This is a genomic window from Bradyrhizobium sp. SEMIA (genome assembly GCF_014844175.1).
Classification (GTDB): domain Bacteria; phylum Pseudomonadota; class Alphaproteobacteria; order Rhizobiales; family Xanthobacteraceae; genus Bradyrhizobium; species Bradyrhizobium arachidis.
In genome coordinates this window covers 3,110,139-3,127,410 of sequence record NZ_CP046601.1, presented here as the reverse complement: position 1 = coordinate 3,127,410, position 17,272 = coordinate 3,110,139, and the positions used below count along the sequence as shown (strand labels likewise).

The following is a 17,272-nucleotide window of genomic DNA, read 5'->3' as shown; positions in this document are numbered from 1 at the left end:
CAAGCGCCGCAGCGCCTGATCCACCCCCTCACCTTTCGTTCGCCAGCACGTTCCGGAGAAACCATCCCATGAGCCACCCCTCGCAGATCTACGCGAAGATCACCGGTCCCATCGTCATGGTCGGCTTCGGCTCCATCGGCAAAGGCACCTTGCCGATGATCGAGCGGCATCTCGACTACGACAAGTCGCGCGTCACCGTGATCGATCCCAAGGACGAGGGCCGCAAGGCGCATTGCGAGCAACAGAATGTGCGCTTCATCCAGAAGGCCGTGACCAAGGACAATTACCGCGAGCTGCTGACCCCGCTGCTGACCGAAGGCGGCGGCCAGGGCTTTTGCGTCAATCTCTCGGTCGATACCGGCTCGACCGACATCATGGAGCTCTGCAACGAGCTCGGCGCGCTCTACATCGATACCGTCAACGAGCCCTGGCTCGGCTTCTATTTCGATGCGTCCAAGGGCCCGGAAGCGCGCTCCAACTACGCCCTGCGCGAAGTGACGCTGGCCGCCAAGCGGGCGCGCCCGGCGGGCTCGACCACGGCCGTCTCCTGCTGCGGCGCCAATCCCGGCATGGTCTCCTTCTTCGTCAAGCAGGCGCTGCTCAATGTCGCCGCCGATCTCAAGCTCAATGCTCCCCGGCCGAAGACCAAGGCCGAATGGGCGGATTTGATGCGGCAGGCCGGCATCAAGGGCATCCACATCGCCGAACGCGACACCCAGCGCTCCAAGAAGCCGAAGGAGCCTGATGTCTTCGTCAACACCTGGTCGGTGGAAGGTTTCCTGTCGGAAGGCGTGCAGCCGTCCGAGCTCGGCTGGGGCACCCACGAGAAGTGGATGCCGGAGAATGCGCGGACCCACGAGGCCGGCTGCGGTGCTGCCATCTATCTGATGCAGCCCGGCGCCAACACGCGCGTGCGCACCTGGTGCCCCACCCGCGGCGCGCAGTACGGCTTCCTCGTCACCCACAACGAATCGATCTCGATCTCCGATTACTTCACGGTGCGTGACGCCTCCGGCAAGGCCGTCTACCGGCCGACCTGCCACTACGCCTATCATCCCGCCGACGATGCCGTGCTGTCGCTGCATGAGATGTTCGGCCGCGCCGCCAAGATGCAGGAGAAGCACCACATCCTCGACGAGAACGAGATCGTCGACGGCATCGACGAGCTCGGCGTGCTGCTGTTCGGACACGACAACAATGCCTATTGGTACGGCTCGCAGCTCTCGATCGAAGAGACCCGCGCCCTTGCGCCCTATCAGAACGCCACCGGCCTGCAGGTGACCTCCGCCGTGCTCGGCGGCATGGTCTGGGCGCTGGAGAACCCGAACGAAGGCATCGTCGAAGCCGACGAGATGGATTTCGATCGCCTGCTCGAAATCCAGCTGCCGTATCTTGGCCCGGTGAAGGGCTTTTATACCGACTGGACGCCACTGACGGATCGTCCGGGGCTGTTCCCGGAGGACATCGACACCAGCGATCCCTGGCAGTTCAGGAATATTCTGGTGCGGTGAGGCAGGCTCTCTCGCCCCGTCATTCCGGGGCGCGCCACTTGGCGCGAGCCCGGAATCCATCGGGCGGCAATACGTGCGGATGAATGGATTCCGGGCTCGCGTTTCGCGCGCCCCGGAATGACAGAGAAACCTACTTCTTCTCGATCGGCGGCGCGACCTTCTCCGCCGGAGCCGGTGGCAACACCGGCTTTGCCGCGCCCTGCGTCTGCGGATCGGGGCGCGCCGGCTCGGGGGCCGGCGTGGTCGGCCGGTCGCCGCCGGGCTTGGACTCCGCGGGCGTCTTGCTCTGTTCGTCGGACGGCGTGCCCTGGAGCGGCTGCGTCGCTTGCGCCGTCTGCATCCGGCTTTCGGCGCGGATTTGCGCCAGTGACACCACCGACACCACGACGCCTGCTGCGAACAGCGAACAGGCGATTGTCAGGTCGAGCTTCAGTCTGCGCTTGTCATTCTGGCCGGGCATATCGATCACCGCGTTTGTCCGCGGGATCAACGAAACTGGGGCACGCCGGTTCCGGGGCCGAATGAGCGGGAACCTATCCCCTGCGCGCCAAAGCGCCGCGCTCACTCCGTCGTGCTGACTTCCCAGGTCGCGTGACGCACGCCCGGCAGGTGTTGGAGATCGGTCGCCACCGCATTCAGCTCGTTCGGGTCGACCGCTGTGGCCACCAGCTTTGCGACGATCTCCAGATTGTCCTCGCCGATCTCGGCGACCTCGACATCGGCCACCGGATATTTCGCGGCCTCGAGCTTGTCGACGAGGCGGTCGCGCATGTCGGGCAACGCGTCGGTCGCGACCGCGAGCTTGAAGTAGTAGGTCGCTTCCAGCGCCTTCTCGTTCAGCGGGATGCGGTTGATGGCGTTGACCAGCGGGCGCAGCAGCGTGTTGCCGGCGATGACGAACACGGTGAGCGCGGCCGCCTGCGCGACCATGTCCGCGCCCGCGCAGGAGCCGACCGCGGCCGAGGCCCACAGCGTCGCCGCGGTGTTGAGCCCGCGCACGTCCATGCCCTGCTTCATGATGACACCGGCGCCGAGAAAGCCGATGCCGGAGACGACATAGGCGATCACCCGCACGGCACCGTCGGCGCGTCCAGATGCATGGCGAGATCGACGAAGGCGGCCGCTCCCACTGCGACCAGCACGTTGGTGCGCAGGCCCGCGGTGCGCTGGCGGTATTGCCGCTCCGCGCCGATCAGCGTGCCCAGCACGAAGGCCGTGAACAGGCTGACCAGCGTGTCGGCGAAATCAGCAAGCTGGAAGGTCGTCAGAAACCGCATGAATGTCAGCTGCCGGAGGGTGGGCAAAGCGAAGCGTGCCCACGGCTCCCGTCAAAGGAAAAAGATCGTGGGCACGGCGCGAGGGCGCCTTTGCCCACCCTACGGCGGGAACTATGACAGATTAAAGCTCCAGCAGCCCGCCATCCCCACTTTCGTCCGCAAACGCCAGCAGGGTGCCCTTGGCATTCCAGGCGAGCGCAGACACGGGCGGCGTGCCGTTGCGACGGACCAGGATCTCGGCGCCGTCCTCCAGCCGCACCATCAGCACGGTGCCGTCGCTGTAGCCGGCGGCGAGGATGTCGTTCTTGGGATGACAGGCGACCACGGAGACACGGGCCTGCAGCGGCGCGAGCATCGCGGGCTCCTTGCCCATCGGGCCGTCCTTGCTGGCGAACGGCCAGATGATGACGGTGTCGGCGCCGGAGGTTGCCAGCCCCTTGCCGCCCGCGCTCCAGGACATCGAACGGACGCGGCCGGGATAGCCGGTCATGCGCATGTGCCTGTTGTCGGCGAGCCGCCAGCCATGCAGCGCCGCCTCGTGCATCGAGGTGACCAGGAATTTGTTGTCGGGGCTGAAGGTGACGCCGAGATGCGAGCCGGCCCAGGGCAGGAATTCGGCCGATCCTTCCATGTTCGGAAACCACAGCGTCGCGCCATTGTAATGCGCGATCGCGAGCCGCAGACCCTTTGGCGCAAACGCGAGTCCGCCGACGGTCGAGGGCACCTCGAGCGACTTCTCCTCGGCCTTGCCGCTCTTGACGGTCGCGGTCTTGCCGGCCGACCAGGCGAAGGCGCCATCGGCGTGGAGCGCCACCGCGTCGATCCAGCGCCGCTTCGGGTCGGTCGCAAGCAGCGTCACCTCGCCCTTGGCGTCGAGCGCAACGACCTTGCCGTCGTCGCCGCCCATCACGAGGCGCTTGCCGTCGGAGGCGGTCGAGAGAATGCCGCCACTGTGCACGGCGACCGTGGTGATCTCACCCTTGGCGTCGACGAATGCGACGTTCTCCTCGCCGCCGACGAAGGCGGCGCGGAGGCCAAGGAAATGCACCGAGGTCACGGCCATGCCAAGCGCGAGCGGCTTGACGCGGTCGGTGACGGAGACGATCGAGGCGGAATCGGGGGCCGGCGAAAACTCTTTCATCACGAGACGATGCAGCTCTCAAAGCCCTCGCGAATGGCCTTTTCCGGCAATTCGCGGCCGATGAAGACGAGGCGGCTCTCGCGCGGCTCACCGTCCTTCCACTTCCGCTGGTGGTTACCCTCCAGCATCATGTGGACGCCCTGGAAGACATAGCGGTCGTCGTCGTCGTGGAAGGCGAGGATTCCCTTGGAGCGCAGGATCTTGCCGCCCTCGACCTGCACCAGGTTCTGCAGCCAGGGCATGAACACATTGGGATCGAGCGGCTTGTCGGTCTTCAGCGACAGCGACTGCATGTCCTCGTCGTGATAGTGCTTCAGGCCGTGGCCGTGATCATGGTGGTGATGGTCGTGGCCGTGATGGTGGTGATGATCATGGTCGTGGTCATGGTCGTCGGCCTCGAGGAAATCCGGCTCGATGTCGAGGATGCGGTCGAGGTCGAACGCGCCGCGATCGAGCACGTCGGCCAGCGCCACCGAGCAGCGCTCGGTACGATGCAGCTTCGCATAGGGGTTGATGCCGCGGATACGGGCCTCGACCTCGGCAAGCTCGCCCTTGTTGACGAGATCGGTCTTGTTCAACACGATGACGTCGGCGAACGCGATCTGGTTCTTGGCCTCGGGCGCGTCCTTCAGACGGTCCGACAGCCATTTGGCGTCGGCGACCGTGACGACGGCGTCGAGGCGGGCGTTCTTCTGCACGTCCTCGTCGACGAAGAAGGTCTGGGCGACGGGTGCCGGATCGGCAAGGCCGGTGGTCTCGACGATGATGGCGTCGAACTTGCCCTTGCGCTTCATCAACCCGTCCATGATGCGCACGAGGTCGCCGCGCACGGTGCAGCAGATGCAGCCGTTGTTCATCTCGAACACTTCCTCATCGGCGCCGATGATGAGGTCGTTGTCGATGCCGATCTCGCCGAATTCGTTGACGATGACGGCGTATTTCTTGCCGTGGTTCTCCGACAGGATGCGGTTGAGCAGCGTGGTCTTGCCGGCACCGAGATAGCCGGTCAGCACGGTCACGGGAATTTTCTGGGAGGTCGCTTCAGACATAACAACTCCGGCTTCGGGCTTTTCGCGCGACGCGAGGCGGGGTGGCCCCTGCCCTAATGGTCAAGCGCGCTGGTCAGGGCCTTTATATTGTGCCTGACCATGTCAATGTAAGTGGGTGCAGGCCCCTTTTCGCCGGTCAAACCGTCCGAAATCAGGGTCCCGCCGACCTGTGCGCCGGTCTCGGCCGCGATCCGCCGGATCAGGCGGTCATCGCTAATATTTTCCAGAAATACCGCCGGGATTTTTTGGGCCTTGATCTGGCCGATGATGGCCGCGATGTCCCGCGCGCTGGGCTCGGTTTCCGTGGAAACGCCCAGGGGGGCGATGAACTGGACGCCGTATTCGGCGGCGAAATAGCCGAAGGCGTCGTGGGTCGAGATCACCTTGCGCCGCTCGGCCGGGATTTTGGCGACGGCCTCGCGGACCTCGCGGTCGAGGGCTTCGAGCTTTTCCAGATAAGCCCTAGCCTGACCGCGGAAGAACTCGGCATCGTCAGGATCGGCCACGGCCAGCGCGTTGGCGATGTCGGTCACGTAGACCTTGGCATTCGGCACGGACTGCCAGGCATGCGGATCGGCGGCCGAGCCAAGCTTCAGAGGTGCAATGCCGGCGCTTGCGGTGACCACCTCCGCCTTGCTGCCTGCTGACTGCACCAGACGCGGCAGCCAGCCCTCGAGGCCAAGCCCGTTGACGATGACGAGCTTTGCAGCCGCGATCCGCTTCGCATCGCCCGGCGCCGGAGTATAGACGTGAACGTCGCTGTCGGGGCCGACCAGCGTGGTCAGATCGATCCGGTCGCCGCCGACATTGCGGACGAAGTCGGCGAGGATCGAGAAACTTGCGACCACGTTTAGCCGCTCGGCGGCGTGCAGCGGTGAGGCCATCAGCAGCAAGGCAAGGAGCAGAAGGAAGCGCATCGTCACGCCTCCAGATGCCGGCCGGGAAACATCTGCCTGACGATGCGCCGACGCGACCGAACAGCACAGAGACGATGTAGAACACCGTCGCCACCAGGATGATCGCGGGCCCCGACGGCACGCGGGTCTGAAACGACAGCACGAGGCCGGCGTAGCCCGAGATGGCCGCGGCGATCACAGCGATGCACATCATGGCCGTGAGATCGCGCGACCAGAACCGCGCGATGCCGGCAGGGAGGATCATCAGCCCCACCGCCAGCAGCGTGCCGAGCGCCTGAAAGCCGTTGACGAGATTGATCACGACGAGGGCGAGGAAGGCGAGATGCGCAGGGCCGCCGGCACGGCTGACGGTGCGCAAGAAGAGAGGATCGACGCTCTCGATCACCAGTGGACGATAGATCACGGCAAGCACCAGCAGCGTCACCGTGGCGTTGAAGGCGACCACCAGCAGCGTCTGATCGTCCATCGCGAGGATGTTGCCGAACAGGACGTGCAAGAGGTCGATATTGGTGCCCTTGATCGAGACGATGGTGACGCCGAGCGCCAGCGAAGCCAGATAGAAGGTCGCAAGCGAAGCGTCCTCCTTCAGCCCCGTCGAGCGCGCGACCACGCCGGCGAGGATCGCCACCGCAAAGCCGGCGATCAGGCCGCCGGCGGTCATCGCAAACAGATTGAGGCCGGAGAGCAGGAAGCCGACGGCCGCGCCGGGCAGGATCGCATGCGCCATGGCATCGCCGACCAGGCTCATCCGCCGCAGCATCAGGAACACGCCGATCGGCGCGCCTGCCAGCGCCAGCGCGATCACGGCGGCGAGCGCCCGCCGCATGAACTCGAATTCGGTGAACGGGCCGATCAGCGCGTCATAGACCATCTGTGATCACGCCGCCTGCGAGCGCCCATCTTCGCCACAGGCCGCGGCGCTGTCGTCGAAGGCCTCGCACATCCGCATCGCGACCATCAGGTTTTCCGGCGTCAGCACCTCCGCTGTCGGGCCCCAGGCCACGGGGCCGCGCGCCAGCACCAGCGTCTCGGTAAAGTGGGTGCGCACCATCTCCATGTCGTGCAGCGCGGCCAGCACGGTCCGGCCTTCGCCGTGCCAGTGCTTCACCAGCGCGAGCAGGTCCGCCGTGGTCTTGCTGTCGATGGCGTTGAAGGGCTCGTCGAGCACGATCAGGCGCGCATCCTGGAGCAGCACGCGCGCGAACAGGACGCGCTGCATCTGTCCGCCCGAGAGCGTTCCGATCGGGCGGTTCTCGAAGCCGCTGAGGCCGACGGCGCCGATCGCGCGGAGAATCTTCCCGCGCGCGGCCTTGCCGATGCCGCCGAACAGGCCGGCATCGCGCCACAGCCCAGTGCCGACGAAATCGAACACCGAGATCGGGAAAGTGCGGTCGATCTCCGCACTCTGCGGCAGATAGGCGATGTCGCGGACGTCTAACCCACCGAGATGGATGCTGCCGTCGAGCGGCCTGAGGATGCCGACGATGCCGCGCAGCAACGTGGATTTCCCGGCGCCGTTGGGGCCGATCACGGCGACCAGCGCCCCTCGCGCGACCTCGCCATTGAGATGGTGCACGGCCGGATGGCGGTCATAGCCGAGCGTGACGTTGTGGAAGTGCAGCGCCGCCATGGTCACCTCATCGCCAGAAAGACGATGCCCCAGAGCACGGCGCAGACAGCGACAGCCGCCGCAAGGCGGCCGGCCATGGTCATGCGCAGGATCGACCAGGGTGCGTCCTGCGCCGGATGCGGCGAGGCCGCATCGTGGACATGGGCGTGGGTGTGGTCGTGCCCATGCGAATGGTCATGAGAATGACCTTGGGAATGCCCATGAGCATGGTCGTGATGGTGGGCGTGGGACGCGGCGGGAACCATGCCAGGGACGTTATATTATAACATTACGCCTGTCCACGGCTGAGGATGTCATTCCGGGGCGGCTCGAAGAGCCGAACCCGGAATCTCGAGATTCCAGGTTCGATGCTGCGCATCGCCCCGGAATGACCTCCCGAGCGTTTAGGGCTTGCCAATCACCATCGCGATGGCGGCAGCCACGAAGGGAAACGGCACGGACACCGCGCAGCGGAACCAGACAAAACGGGCCGGCATGAACGGGATTTCCCACAAAATCACCCGCTGGAAGGCGAACAGGGCCCAGGCGACGACATAGGCCACCACCTGCGGCACCCCGCCACCGGACTTCAGCGCCACGGTCCCGATCGAGAAGCCGATCACGGGACCGCCGGGTGTGGCCGCGCCGGCGACCACGGCGGTCGCAACCCCGAGCCAGCCGCTGTCCGGGCCGAGCCAGCCGGTGATCACCTCCTGCGGGATGATCGCGGCGATGTAGCCGGAGCCGATCACCCCTAACGCGATCCGCGGCACGATGTTGATGAAGTCCATCGTGCCTTCGCGCAGCGAGGCCTTGAACACCGGAGGGCCGCGGCGGAAGGCGATCAGGCCGACGCCGAACACCGAGCCCCAGAGCAGGATGTCGATCAGGAGCGCTGCGCTCAATTCGCCTCCTCGTCGCTTTCACGCTTCGGATAGACCCGGACATAGACGAAGCGGCCGAGCGCACCGGCGAGTACCGGCAGGGGCAGCGAGATCACGATCCGCCACAGCGTGAAGTCGGTGCCCATGATCGGGATCTCCCAGGCGACCGCGCGGCCATAGCCGATCAGGGTCCAGCTCACGACCATGGCGATGGTGGCGCCGAAATCGGCACCGACCGCAAGTAGCGCGCTCGCCACCGGATAGGCGGTGAAGGGACCGCCGGGGAGAATCGCTCCGAAGGCGGTGCCGATCAGGAGGCCCATCAGGCCGGATTTCGGCCCGAGCGAGCGCGAGACTTTCTCGTGCGGCAGGATCTCCGAGATGAAGGCCCCTAACAGGCAGCCGGCCAGCACGCGCGGCAGGATGCCTGAGAACAGCGAGAGATCGTGGGTGAGGATGTCGAGGACGCCGTCGGTGCCGTCGCGCCGCCAGACCAGGCCTGCGCTCACCGCCACCAGCGCTGCGATGATGATGGTCGACCAGCCGATCGGCTTGCGCACACGGCCCGGCCGCGGCTCGGACTCCGCGTCCTCGGCAGGCGCCGGATTGTTCGGGGAAGGCTCTGACAACGGCTCGGTCGGATCGAAGGTGATGCCCGTCCTGATTAAGGGCGGCGTTCCCCCGATGCAAACGGTGTGATGACAGACCCGTGCGCGCGCTGCGCAGGACTGGTTCAATCAGTCAATTCCGCACAGCAAAAAGGCGGCCGCTGATGCGACCGCCTGATTTGTCATTCCGGGGCGCACGAAGTGCGAACCCGGAATCTCGAGATCCTCAGGTGCGCAACCGCGCACCGTAGTTCGATGCTGGCGCATCGCCCCGGGATGACGGAGTAAAGCTTACGCCTTGTCGAACAGCGACTCGACGTATTCCCAGTTCACGAGGTTCTCGACAAACGCCTTGAGATAATCGGGGCGGCGGTTGCGATAGTCGATGTAGTAGGAGTGCTCCCAGACGTCGCAGCCGAGGATCGGCGTGGCGCCGTGCACCAGCGGATTCTCGCCGTTCGGGGTCTTGGAGATCTCGAGCTTGCCGTTCTTGACCTGGAGCCAGCACCAGCCGGAGCCGAACTGACCGACGCCGGCCGCCTGGAAGTCGGTCTTGAACTTCTCGAAGCCGCCGAGGTCCTCGTTGATCTTCTTCTCGAGCTTGGCCGGCAGCTTCGTGCCGCCGCCATTGGGCTTCATCCAGCTCCAGAAGTGGATGTGGTTGTAGTGCTGGCCGGCGTTGTTGAACACCGCGGGGTTCTTGCCGAACGAGCCCTTGACGATCTCCTCAAGGGACTTGCCTTCCCATTCGGTCCCCTTGAGCGCATTGTTGCCGTTGGTGACGTAGGCCTGATGATGCTTGTCGTGATGATATTCGAGCGTCTCCTTCGACATGTACTGGCCGAGGGCGTCATAGGCGTAGGGGAGTGGGGGCAGCGTAAAGGTCATGGCTTCTTGTCCGCAACTGGTGGGGAACGAGTTCTAACGGTCACCCCTTATAGAAGGTTCCTGCAGCATTAAATACCTCAGAATTTGCGAAAACGCGTGATGGGGTGACTTCGCCCGAATGCACCAATTCGTCGCAACGGGCCGCGGTCGATCAAGCCTGCGGTTCGCCATAAAATATCATTGCCTTTGAGGCGCTTAAGACAGAACAAGCGCGCCACGAAGCGGAGCTGCGAAGGGACGCCATGAGCATAGAGATCGACATTTTGAACGGCGACGCCTCGTGGCCGATCGCCGCGCCGCTGCATCAGGCGGTCTGGGGACCGCAGATGATCGCGGGCAAGCCCTGGGCTCACGTCAAATGGGACAATGCCCATCTTCGCGTGCTGCTCGAGACGCCCGAGGACGGTATCGTCTGCCACGTCGGCGTCTACTTCCGCACCGTCACCTGGAACGGACAGAAGGTCCATGTCGGCGGCATCGGCGGCGTCTGCACCCGCGAGGACCGGCGCGGCCGCGGCTATGCGACCATGGCCATCGACGCAGCCGTCCATACCATGCGCGCCAACGAGGCGGTCCGCTTCGGGTTCCTGTTCTGCGAGCCGCACAATTTCGCATTCTACGAGGCGCGCAGATGGCAGCCCTTCAAGGGCGAGGTCTACTGCGAGCAGCCGGAGGGGCGGATCCGCTTCGAGTACATGGCGCCCTACGTCTTCGAGATCGTCCGCGCGCCGACGCTCGGCACCATCGACCTATGCGGCCTGCCCTGGTGAGCCCTGCGTGAGCGCAGGGCTGGCGCGGAGGGGGGCCGCCCTATAATATGTCGCTCATCATCCAATATTCCGCCCGGTGGGACATGACGATCGACGCCCCGATAGACGCCGCGCCGCCGCGGGCCCCGGTCGCTCCCCACTTGCGAGCCTGCTGACGGCGCCGATCCTGCCGACGCTGCTCCGGCTCGCGATCCCCAACATGATCGCGATGGTCGGCAGCACGCTGGTTGCGATCGCCGAGACTTCCTATATCGGGCGGCTCGGCACCATCCCGCTCGCCGCCATCGCCCTCGTTTTTCCGTTCGCGATGCTGACGCAGATGATGAGCGCGGGCGCGATGGGCGGCGGGGTCTCCTCGGCGATCAGCCGCGCGCTAGGCGCCGGGAATCGCGATCGCGCCGCGACGCTGGCGCTGCATGCCGCCATCATCGGCCTCTGCGGCGGACTGTTCTTCACGGCGATGATGCTCGCCTTCGGCCGCTCGTTCTTCACGCTGCTCGGCGGGCGCGAGCGCGTGCTCGAGGAGGCCTGCGGCTATTCGCAGGTGCTGTTCTCGGGCGCGGTCGCGATCTGGCTCGTCAACACGCTGGCCTCGGTGATCCGCGGCACCGGCGACATGCGCCTGCCGTCGATGACGCTGATCGTCGCGAGCGTGCTCCAGATCGCGCTCGGCGGCACGCTGGGGCTCGGCCTGTTCGGCATGCCGCAATTCGGCATGCCCGGAGTTGCTGCCGGCCAGCTGATCGCGTTCAGCTGCGCCGCGGTCTTCTTTCTCTGGTATCTACTATCAGGCCGCAGCCGGCTGGCGCTGAACTTTCGCGCCTTCCAGTTCGAGCGCGCGATGTTCCTGGACATTCTCAAAGTCGGCGCCGTGGCCTGCCTATCGCCGCTCCAGACCGTGCTCACCATCCTGATCTTCACAAAGATCCTGGCGACCTTCGGCACCGAGATGCTGGCCGGTTACGGCATTGGCTCGCGGCTGGAATTCCTGCTGATCCCGATCACCTTCGCCTTCGGCATCGCCTCGGTGCCGATGGTCGGCATGGCGATGGGCGCCGGACATATCAAGCGCGCGCGGCGTGTCGCCTGGACCGCGGCTGCCGCTTCGGGACTGGCGGTCGGCCTGATCGGCCTCGCCGTCGCGCTCGATCCTGCGCTGTGGGTGTCGCTGTTCACCGGGGAGCCCGGTGTCACTGCGGCGGCGCACAGCTATTTCCACTGGGCCGGCCCGGCCTTCGTGTTCTTCGGCATGGGCGTGTCGCTGTATTTCTCATCGCAGGGCGCGGCACGCGTCGGCGGCCCGGTGCTGGCCTCCACTGCCCGGCTTTTGATCGTCGCGATCGGCGGCGTCAGTCTGATGACGGCGCAGGCGCCGGCCTGGACGTTGTTTGCGCTGGTCGGCGGCGCCATGGTCGTGTTCGGGCTTTCGACCGCCGCCTCGGTCGCCTTCGCGCGCTGGGGCAAATGAGCGCAGGCGAGTAAGCGCAGGCAGGTAAACGCGGGAATGTGATTCCATCCAGCGTTGCACTATCCTGCCGGGCTGCTATGGAAGCGCCTCCATTTTTCGGGGCTCCCTCCATGCTCAGCAGGTTCGCGATTCCTTCCGTCATTTTGGCTGCGCTGTTTGGCGCGACTGCCGCCCATGCTCAGAGCGCCGACGGGACCTGGCTCACCCAGGCGGGTGATGCGCGCGTGAAGATCAGCAAGTGCGGCGGCGGCATCTGCGGCCACATCGTCTGGCTGCGCGAGCCCATGGACACCGCGACCGGCCAGCCCGCCACCGACAGCAAGAACCCCAACCCCGCGCTCGCGAGGCGCCCGATGATTGGCCTGCCGCTGTTCAGCGGCATGCAGCCGTCAGGGCCGAACAAATGGTCGGGCCAGATCTACAATGCCGACGACGGCAGCACCTATGCGAGCAGCGTCACGGTCACCGGCGCAGATTCGCTGCGGGTCGAAGGCTGCGTCGGCGCGCTCTGTGGCGGCGAGACCTGGACCCGGCGCTAAAGCGCGATGAGATTGGGATGAATCGTTATCCCGCTTTAGGTTGTTGTTTGAGCATGATCTTTTCGGAAAACCGCTTCGCACTTTTCCGGATCATGCTTTAGCCCGCCGCCATCATCGCCTTCAGCGCCGTCGCCGCCGAGGCGTAGCCGCCCCGCGCGCCGTCGATGAAGTGGACATGGTCGCTGCGCAGCGCCGACGGCGTGAAGCAGGTCATCATCGCCGCGTCCTGCTGGTAGAGGCCGTAGCGCACGATGCCGTCGCGCGCCGCCATCGCGAGGCGCTCGCTCAAGGCGCGCTCAAGCTGCGGCGTGCAGTCGAGGATCATGCGCAGGCCATCATCGTATTTGCGGAAGTCCGAGTTCTCGACCACCTGGCGCTTGTAGACCTTGGGCACGAAGCCGCCGACCTTGAGGTCGAAACGCATGATCAGATAGACGAACAGCGTATAGGCCAGCACGCTGGCCCTGCGCGCGAGCAGCGGACCGCCGCGCTTGGTGCGGGCTTCGAAGTCCAGCCCCTGCGGCGGCCATTTCAGCGGCGGGCCCTGCGGCGGCACGGGACGGCCGCCGTCCGGGCTGCGCTCGACCAGGTGGATGATGTCCTCGATCACCTTGCGGAAGGCCGCCGGATCGACGCCGCGGGCGGGCATCACCAGCACCGACAGGATCAGGCCGCGCGCAGCCGGCATCACCTCGAAGCGGCAAGACAGTCCTGAGAGATCGGGCTGCGCGCCCGCCGGTGCCTCCGCGACCGCGAACTCGCCGCGCTTCATCGCAGCGTCGGCCCAGGCGAGCCCGCCGCCCGAGAACATCGCATAGGACAAATTCGCCGACGGACCGAAACGCGCGACGCGCACGTCGAGGCCCTGCGCGCGGATGGCGCTGACCGGCACCAGCGCGACGCGCATCTTCAGGTCGAGATCCTCCCGCACCCAGGTCGCGGTCGCGGCCAGTGCCTCGCGCGCAGCATCGAGATCCGAAGGCGCGACCGCAAAGCTCGCGCCGTCACCGCCGAACACGAAGGGAAATTCGCGACCCTCAAGCGCATTGGTCACCGCCGCGATCACGGCGGCGCCGGCCATGTTGACCGCCTTGTAGCGCTGCGCCGCGATCGCCTTGGTCGAATCCACGATATCGGCAACGCCAATGCTCCAGTCATCCGGCAGCGGCGCATAGAGCGCGGGGTCCATCAGGCTGGTGAAGCCGCGGAAGACGGGAATGCCGCCGTAGAAGGAGTCGCCTGATGTCATCGGGTGATGCCGGATGGTTGGAAGCGTCCGAGAGAGATACGAGGCAGGAGCGATCCGGGTTCGCCGGGCGCGCCGCTTTCGATCATTGGCCGAAACCGGCCCGGACAACAAGATCGCAGCGCGCCGCAATGCCGCAGCCGATCATTGATCGACGTCAAACAGCCGGCCCGGGCAACCTCTACGATGGCGGCATCTCCAGGAGCGAGGCGGGATGATCGAGGTGTCCGACTTCAGCAACAGGCAGTCCAACCCGCCGATGCGGCGACGCACGGGGCTTGACCCGATCAGTGCGGTGAAAATGCCGGAAAGACTGACAGCAATTGTCGATGCCTGGGCTGAAGCCCATCATTTGTCGCGCTCGGCTGCGATCTGCAAGCTGGTCGAGCTCGGGCTGAAGATCGCGCCTGCTGCGCCGGCATCGGCGCACTCGGTCGCATCCGACGCCACGCGGATCGAGGAGATCGCGGTGCACGAGATCAAAGCGCTGCTCGATCCCGCACTGCCGGTCGACGAACGCGAGCGCCGCATCCGCCGCCTCACCGAGGGGCCGCCGGAATTCTCACACGAACGGATTGACCTGCCGAAGCATCGAGCTTGAGCGCCCGCACGCGCTAATGCAGCTTCTCGTCCTCGCGCTTGCGCAAGGCCTCGAGCGAGGCATCGTGGCAGCCGACAAGCCGCACGAATTGCTGCGGATACATTTCATGGCCGTGGCCGCCGGAGTTCTGATGCGTCATCGGCGGGCAATGGACCTCGTCTGGCTTCGCGCCAGATTGCTCGGTCCGGTGCTGAGATGAAGCGGTCATGTCTTGCACGGTCATGGACTGCTCCCTGTCGATTAGGGCAGATCGATTGACGTAACCCAATCGATTGCGGAGCATCTTACGACCAAATCCGGCTGAATGTCATTGCGCCGGATCAACGCAATTGTGGCAGACGGGTTCCGTTTACGCGGTATTGCCCGCGTCGATCGTGAACACGGTACCGGTCACGTTGCGGCCGCCCTCGCCGAGCAGATATTCCACCATGCGCGCGACGTCGTCCGTTTCCGGCAGGCGGCGCAATGCGCTGCGGCCGGCGATGCGCTTGCGGCCTTCGTCGGAGAGATTGTGCGTGAGCTCGGTGTCGATGAAGCCGGGCGCGATCGCATTGACGGTGATGCCGAGCTTGCCGACCTCCCGCGCGAGCGAGCGGGTGAAGCCGGTTGCGGCAGCCTTGGTCGCGCCGTAGACGGAGAGGCCGTTATAGCCTGTCGTCGCGATGATCGAGGAGATGTTGATGATGCGGCCGGCGCCATCGGCCATCATCTGCCGCGCGACATATTTGGTGAGGATGATCGGCGACAGCACATTGAGCTGCACCAGCGCCTCGATCTCCGAATTGTGCATGGTCGCGAGCAGGCCTTCGGTGCCGAGGCCGGCATTGTTGACGAGACCAAAGGTCGGACCGAACTCGTCGCGCACGAGCTTCGCGAAGGCGGGGATCGCATCGATCACGGCGAGGTCGCAGGCCCGAAAATGCAGGCGGCCCTCGGACTCTGCGATCGCCGCCTTGAGCTCGTCGCTCTCGCGCCGCGCCGCCGCGATCACGTTGTAGCCTGAAGCAACGAGGCGCTTGCCGATCGCCAGGCCAATGCCGCGGCTGCCGCCGGTGACGAGAACATTATGCATCGGTGCGCGCCAGTTTGCCGGCCGGAGTGACATCGAGCGCCTCGACGAAGCGGATCACCGCCGGCACCTTGTGGGACGCCAGCTGGGCGCGGCACTGCTCCAGGATCTGGTCGCGGATCTCCTTGATCCGCGCCTGGTCGGTGCCCTCAGTGAGGATCACGTCGGCGACGACGATGCCGCCGGTGATCGGGCTGCGCCGCGATTTCGCCCGCGACATCCGCACATCAGGGTGGCGGTTGATCACCGCCTCGATTTCCTCGGGGTGGACCTTCAGGCCGCCGATATTGATGATGCCGCCGCGGCGGCCGACGAAATAATAGCGGTCGCCCCGCAGCTCGACGATGTCGCCGCTGTCGACAAAGCCGTCCGCGTCGCTGAGTGCGGCGGCGTTGCGGCCGACATAGGCATGTGCGGTGCGCGTCGAGCGGATCCGCAGCGAGCCATCGACCACCTTCATCTCGACGCCATTGCGATTGCCGAGATAGTCGGCCGGGAAACCTTCGAGCCCGTCATTGACGGCGAAGCCGACGCCGGCCTCGGTCGAGGCATAGGCATGGCCGACGGAAGAATTCGGGAATGCGGCCTTGAGCCCGTCGAGCACCGCCTGGTCGGCGATCTCGCCGGAGAGGCGGACATAGCGCGGGGCGAACTGCGCGGCCGCGCCGCTCATCAAGAGCTTGCGCCAATGCGAGGGCGTACCGGAGATGTGGGAGACGCCGCGCCCGTTCAGCCGCGCGACGTGATCGCCGAGCGCCTCATGCGGATCGGACAGCACCATGGAGCCGCCGGAGAGAATGGCGCGGAGAAAGATCTGCAGGCCGCCATAGCGGCGGATGTCGTAGAACGTCGCCCATACCGGCGCGGGGCCTTTTGCCGGACCTTCGGCGACGATGGCGCCGGTCAACGCCTCCAGCGTATGGCCGGCGATTTTCGGCACGCCCGAGGTGCCCGACGTCAGCATCAGCCATTCGGTGGCGCGCTCGGTCTTGGCAGGCGTGGTGGCTTGAAGCGGCAGTTGCGCGGTGACGACCAGCGACACGCCGGCATCAGTCCAGCGATCGGGCTCGTCGGTGACAACGGCATCGATCCCGGCATCGGCGATCAGCGCGTCGAGATGCGCCGGGTTGAGATCGGGCGGGCACAGCAGCATGCGACGGGCGATGCCGTCGAGCTCGATCATGGCGATGCCCGACCGAAGCTGGTCGGACAATTTCAGCAGGACGGCACGGCCAGACAGCTCATGCAGGCGGCCGCCGAGGACCGTCTGCGACAGGATATCCGTCAGCGACACCACATGGTGGGCATCCGACAGCGTACGGCCGGTCAGCTCCGCGCCGAGATGGTCGCGAAGCGCAAAAATCTCACGCGGGGACATTTTCGTAGGCCCGCACGAAATCGCCCACGGTGGCGGGGAACGCTGCGTCCTCGGAAATGGTGAAGGGGTCGACGCCGGTCTCGTCTTCGAGGCGCGCCACCAGAATGGCGAAGGCGAGCGAGTCGAAGCCCGTCTCGTGCAGGGACAGATCGTCCGAGAGGGCGGGAAGCGTCACGTGCTGCTCTTTGGCGATCTGCTGGATCGCCTCGATGACCTTGGACCGTACCGACATGGCTGGCTCGCTCTTGTTATCGATATTTCGTGTTGCGGCGGCTCTTGATGACCGCCTCCCCATGGCCGTCTGTTTACCCGACAGA

Annotated in this window: 18 protein-coding genes and 3 pseudogenes; 5 read left to right on the top strand and 16 right to left on the bottom strand. The window is 65.6% G+C overall.

The annotated features are described in order from the left end of the window. Positions 1 to 68 precede the first annotated feature (68 nt). A complete protein-coding gene (locus FOM02_RS15340) occupies positions 69 to 1,511 on the top strand; it encodes a homospermidine synthase (protein ID WP_027562892.1) in 1,443 nt (480 codons plus the stop codon). A 130-nt stretch (positions 1,512 to 1,641) separates the two neighbouring features. Here FOM02_RS15340 and FOM02_RS15335 read toward each other — a convergent pair whose 3' ends face one another. From FOM02_RS15335 to FOM02_RS15285, 11 genes and pseudogenes are all read right to left on the bottom strand, one after another. Beyond that, positions 1,642 to 1,971 (bottom strand): hypothetical protein, encoded by a 330-nt coding sequence (locus tag FOM02_RS15335; protein WP_027562891.1) that lies wholly within the window; start codon positions 1,969 to 1,971, stop codon positions 1,642 to 1,644. Positions 1,972 to 2,072: 101 nt separating this feature from the next. Continuing rightward, positions 2,073 to 2,788, bottom strand: a pseudogene (locus tag FOM02_RS15330) (MgtC/SapB family protein). Between the two features lie 121 nt (positions 2,789 to 2,909). Further along, a complete protein-coding gene (locus FOM02_RS15325; protein ID WP_027562889.1) occupies positions 2,910 to 3,929 on the bottom strand; it encodes a WD40 repeat domain-containing protein in 1,020 nt (339 codons plus the stop codon). Next, a complete protein-coding gene (locus tag FOM02_RS15320) occupies positions 3,929 to 4,978 on the bottom strand; it encodes a CobW family GTP-binding protein (RefSeq protein WP_027562888.1) in 1,050 nt (349 codons plus the stop codon). The genes FOM02_RS15325 and FOM02_RS15320 overlap by 1 nt, the downstream gene beginning before the upstream one ends. 53 nt (positions 4,979 to 5,031) lie before the next feature. Continuing rightward, positions 5,032 to 5,895: a metal ABC transporter substrate-binding protein gene (locus FOM02_RS15315; protein ID WP_027562887.1), complete on the bottom strand. Its 864-nt coding sequence runs from the start codon at positions 5,893 to 5,895 to the stop codon at positions 5,032 to 5,034. 2 nt (positions 5,896 to 5,897) lie between these two features. Then, positions 5,898 to 6,766, bottom strand: a pseudogene (locus FOM02_RS15310) (metal ABC transporter permease). Between the two features lie 6 nt (positions 6,767 to 6,772). After that, positions 6,773 to 7,525, bottom strand: a complete 753-nt coding sequence (locus FOM02_RS15305) for a metal ABC transporter ATP-binding protein (RefSeq protein WP_027562885.1) — start codon at positions 7,523 to 7,525, stop codon at positions 6,773 to 6,775. Positions 7,526 to 7,527: 2 nt separating this feature from the next. Beyond that, positions 7,528 to 7,770, bottom strand: coding sequence for a hypothetical protein (locus tag FOM02_RS15300; RefSeq protein WP_035730688.1), 243 nt, complete (start codon positions 7,768 to 7,770; stop codon positions 7,528 to 7,530). A gap of 138 nt (positions 7,771 to 7,908) precedes the next feature. Then, on the bottom strand, positions 7,909 to 8,409 hold the full coding sequence (locus FOM02_RS15295) for a hypothetical protein (RefSeq protein ID WP_027562884.1): 501 nt from the start codon (positions 8,407 to 8,409) through the stop codon (positions 7,909 to 7,911). Further along, on the bottom strand, positions 8,406 to 9,017 hold the full coding sequence (locus FOM02_RS15290; RefSeq protein ID WP_027562883.1) for a permease: 612 nt from the start codon (positions 9,015 to 9,017) through the stop codon (positions 8,406 to 8,408). The genes FOM02_RS15295 and FOM02_RS15290 overlap by 4 nt, the downstream gene beginning before the upstream one ends. A gap of 270 nt (positions 9,018 to 9,287) precedes the next feature. Beyond that, the gene (locus tag FOM02_RS15285; protein ID WP_027562882.1) at positions 9,288 to 9,884 is read right to left on the bottom strand and encodes a superoxide dismutase; all 597 of its coding nucleotides are present in this window, start codon (positions 9,882 to 9,884) and stop codon (positions 9,288 to 9,290) included. 242 nt (positions 9,885 to 10,126) lie between these two features. Here FOM02_RS15285 and FOM02_RS15280 point away from each other — a divergent pair, with 242 nt between their 5' ends. From FOM02_RS15280 to FOM02_RS15270, 3 genes and pseudogenes are all read left to right on the top strand, one after another. Next, the gene (locus FOM02_RS15280) at positions 10,127 to 10,654 is read left to right on the top strand and encodes a GNAT family N-acetyltransferase (protein ID WP_027562881.1); all 528 of its coding nucleotides are present in this window, start codon (positions 10,127 to 10,129) and stop codon (positions 10,652 to 10,654) included. A gap of 83 nt (positions 10,655 to 10,737) precedes the next feature. Next, positions 10,738 to 12,122, top strand: a pseudogene (locus tag FOM02_RS15275) (MATE family efflux transporter). 110 nt (positions 12,123 to 12,232) lie between these two features. Further along, entirely contained in the window at positions 12,233 to 12,661 is a 429-nt protein-coding gene (locus FOM02_RS15270; protein ID WP_027562879.1) for a DUF2147 domain-containing protein, read from the top strand. Positions 12,662 to 12,758: 97 nt separating this feature from the next. Here FOM02_RS15270 and FOM02_RS15265 read toward each other — a convergent pair whose 3' ends face one another. Further along, on the bottom strand, positions 12,759 to 13,910 hold the full coding sequence (locus tag FOM02_RS15265) for a DUF3095 domain-containing protein (protein ID WP_027562878.1): 1,152 nt from the start codon (positions 13,908 to 13,910) through the stop codon (positions 12,759 to 12,761). Between the two features lie 211 nt (positions 13,911 to 14,121). Here FOM02_RS15265 and FOM02_RS15260 point away from each other — a divergent pair, with 211 nt between their 5' ends. Next, positions 14,122 to 14,508 carry a hypothetical protein gene (locus FOM02_RS15260; RefSeq protein WP_027562877.1) on the top strand — a complete coding sequence of 129 codons (387 nt, stop codon included), beginning with the start codon at positions 14,122 to 14,124 and terminating at the stop codon, positions 14,506 to 14,508. Between the two features lie 13 nt (positions 14,509 to 14,521). Here the strand turns inward: FOM02_RS15260 and FOM02_RS15255 are convergent, their stop codons facing one another. The 4 genes from FOM02_RS15255 to FOM02_RS15240 form a co-directional block, all read right to left on the bottom strand. Further along, positions 14,522 to 14,731, bottom strand: a complete 210-nt coding sequence (locus FOM02_RS15255) for a hypothetical protein (protein WP_027562876.1) — start codon at positions 14,729 to 14,731, stop codon at positions 14,522 to 14,524. A 126-nt stretch (positions 14,732 to 14,857) separates the two neighbouring features. Further along, positions 14,858 to 15,580 carry an SDR family NAD(P)-dependent oxidoreductase gene (locus FOM02_RS15250; RefSeq protein ID WP_027562875.1) on the bottom strand — a complete coding sequence of 241 codons (723 nt, stop codon included), beginning with the start codon at positions 15,578 to 15,580 and terminating at the stop codon, positions 14,858 to 14,860. Beyond that, entirely contained in the window at positions 15,573 to 16,955 is a 1,383-nt protein-coding gene (locus tag FOM02_RS15245; protein WP_027562874.1) for a class I adenylate-forming enzyme family protein, read from the bottom strand. The genes FOM02_RS15250 and FOM02_RS15245 overlap by 8 nt, the downstream gene beginning before the upstream one ends. Beyond that, entirely contained in the window at positions 16,942 to 17,187 is a 246-nt protein-coding gene (locus FOM02_RS15240; RefSeq protein ID WP_015688794.1) for an acyl carrier protein, read from the bottom strand. Before FOM02_RS15240 ends, FOM02_RS15245 begins: the two co-directional genes overlap by 14 nt. Positions 17,188 to 17,272 lie beyond the last annotated feature (85 nt).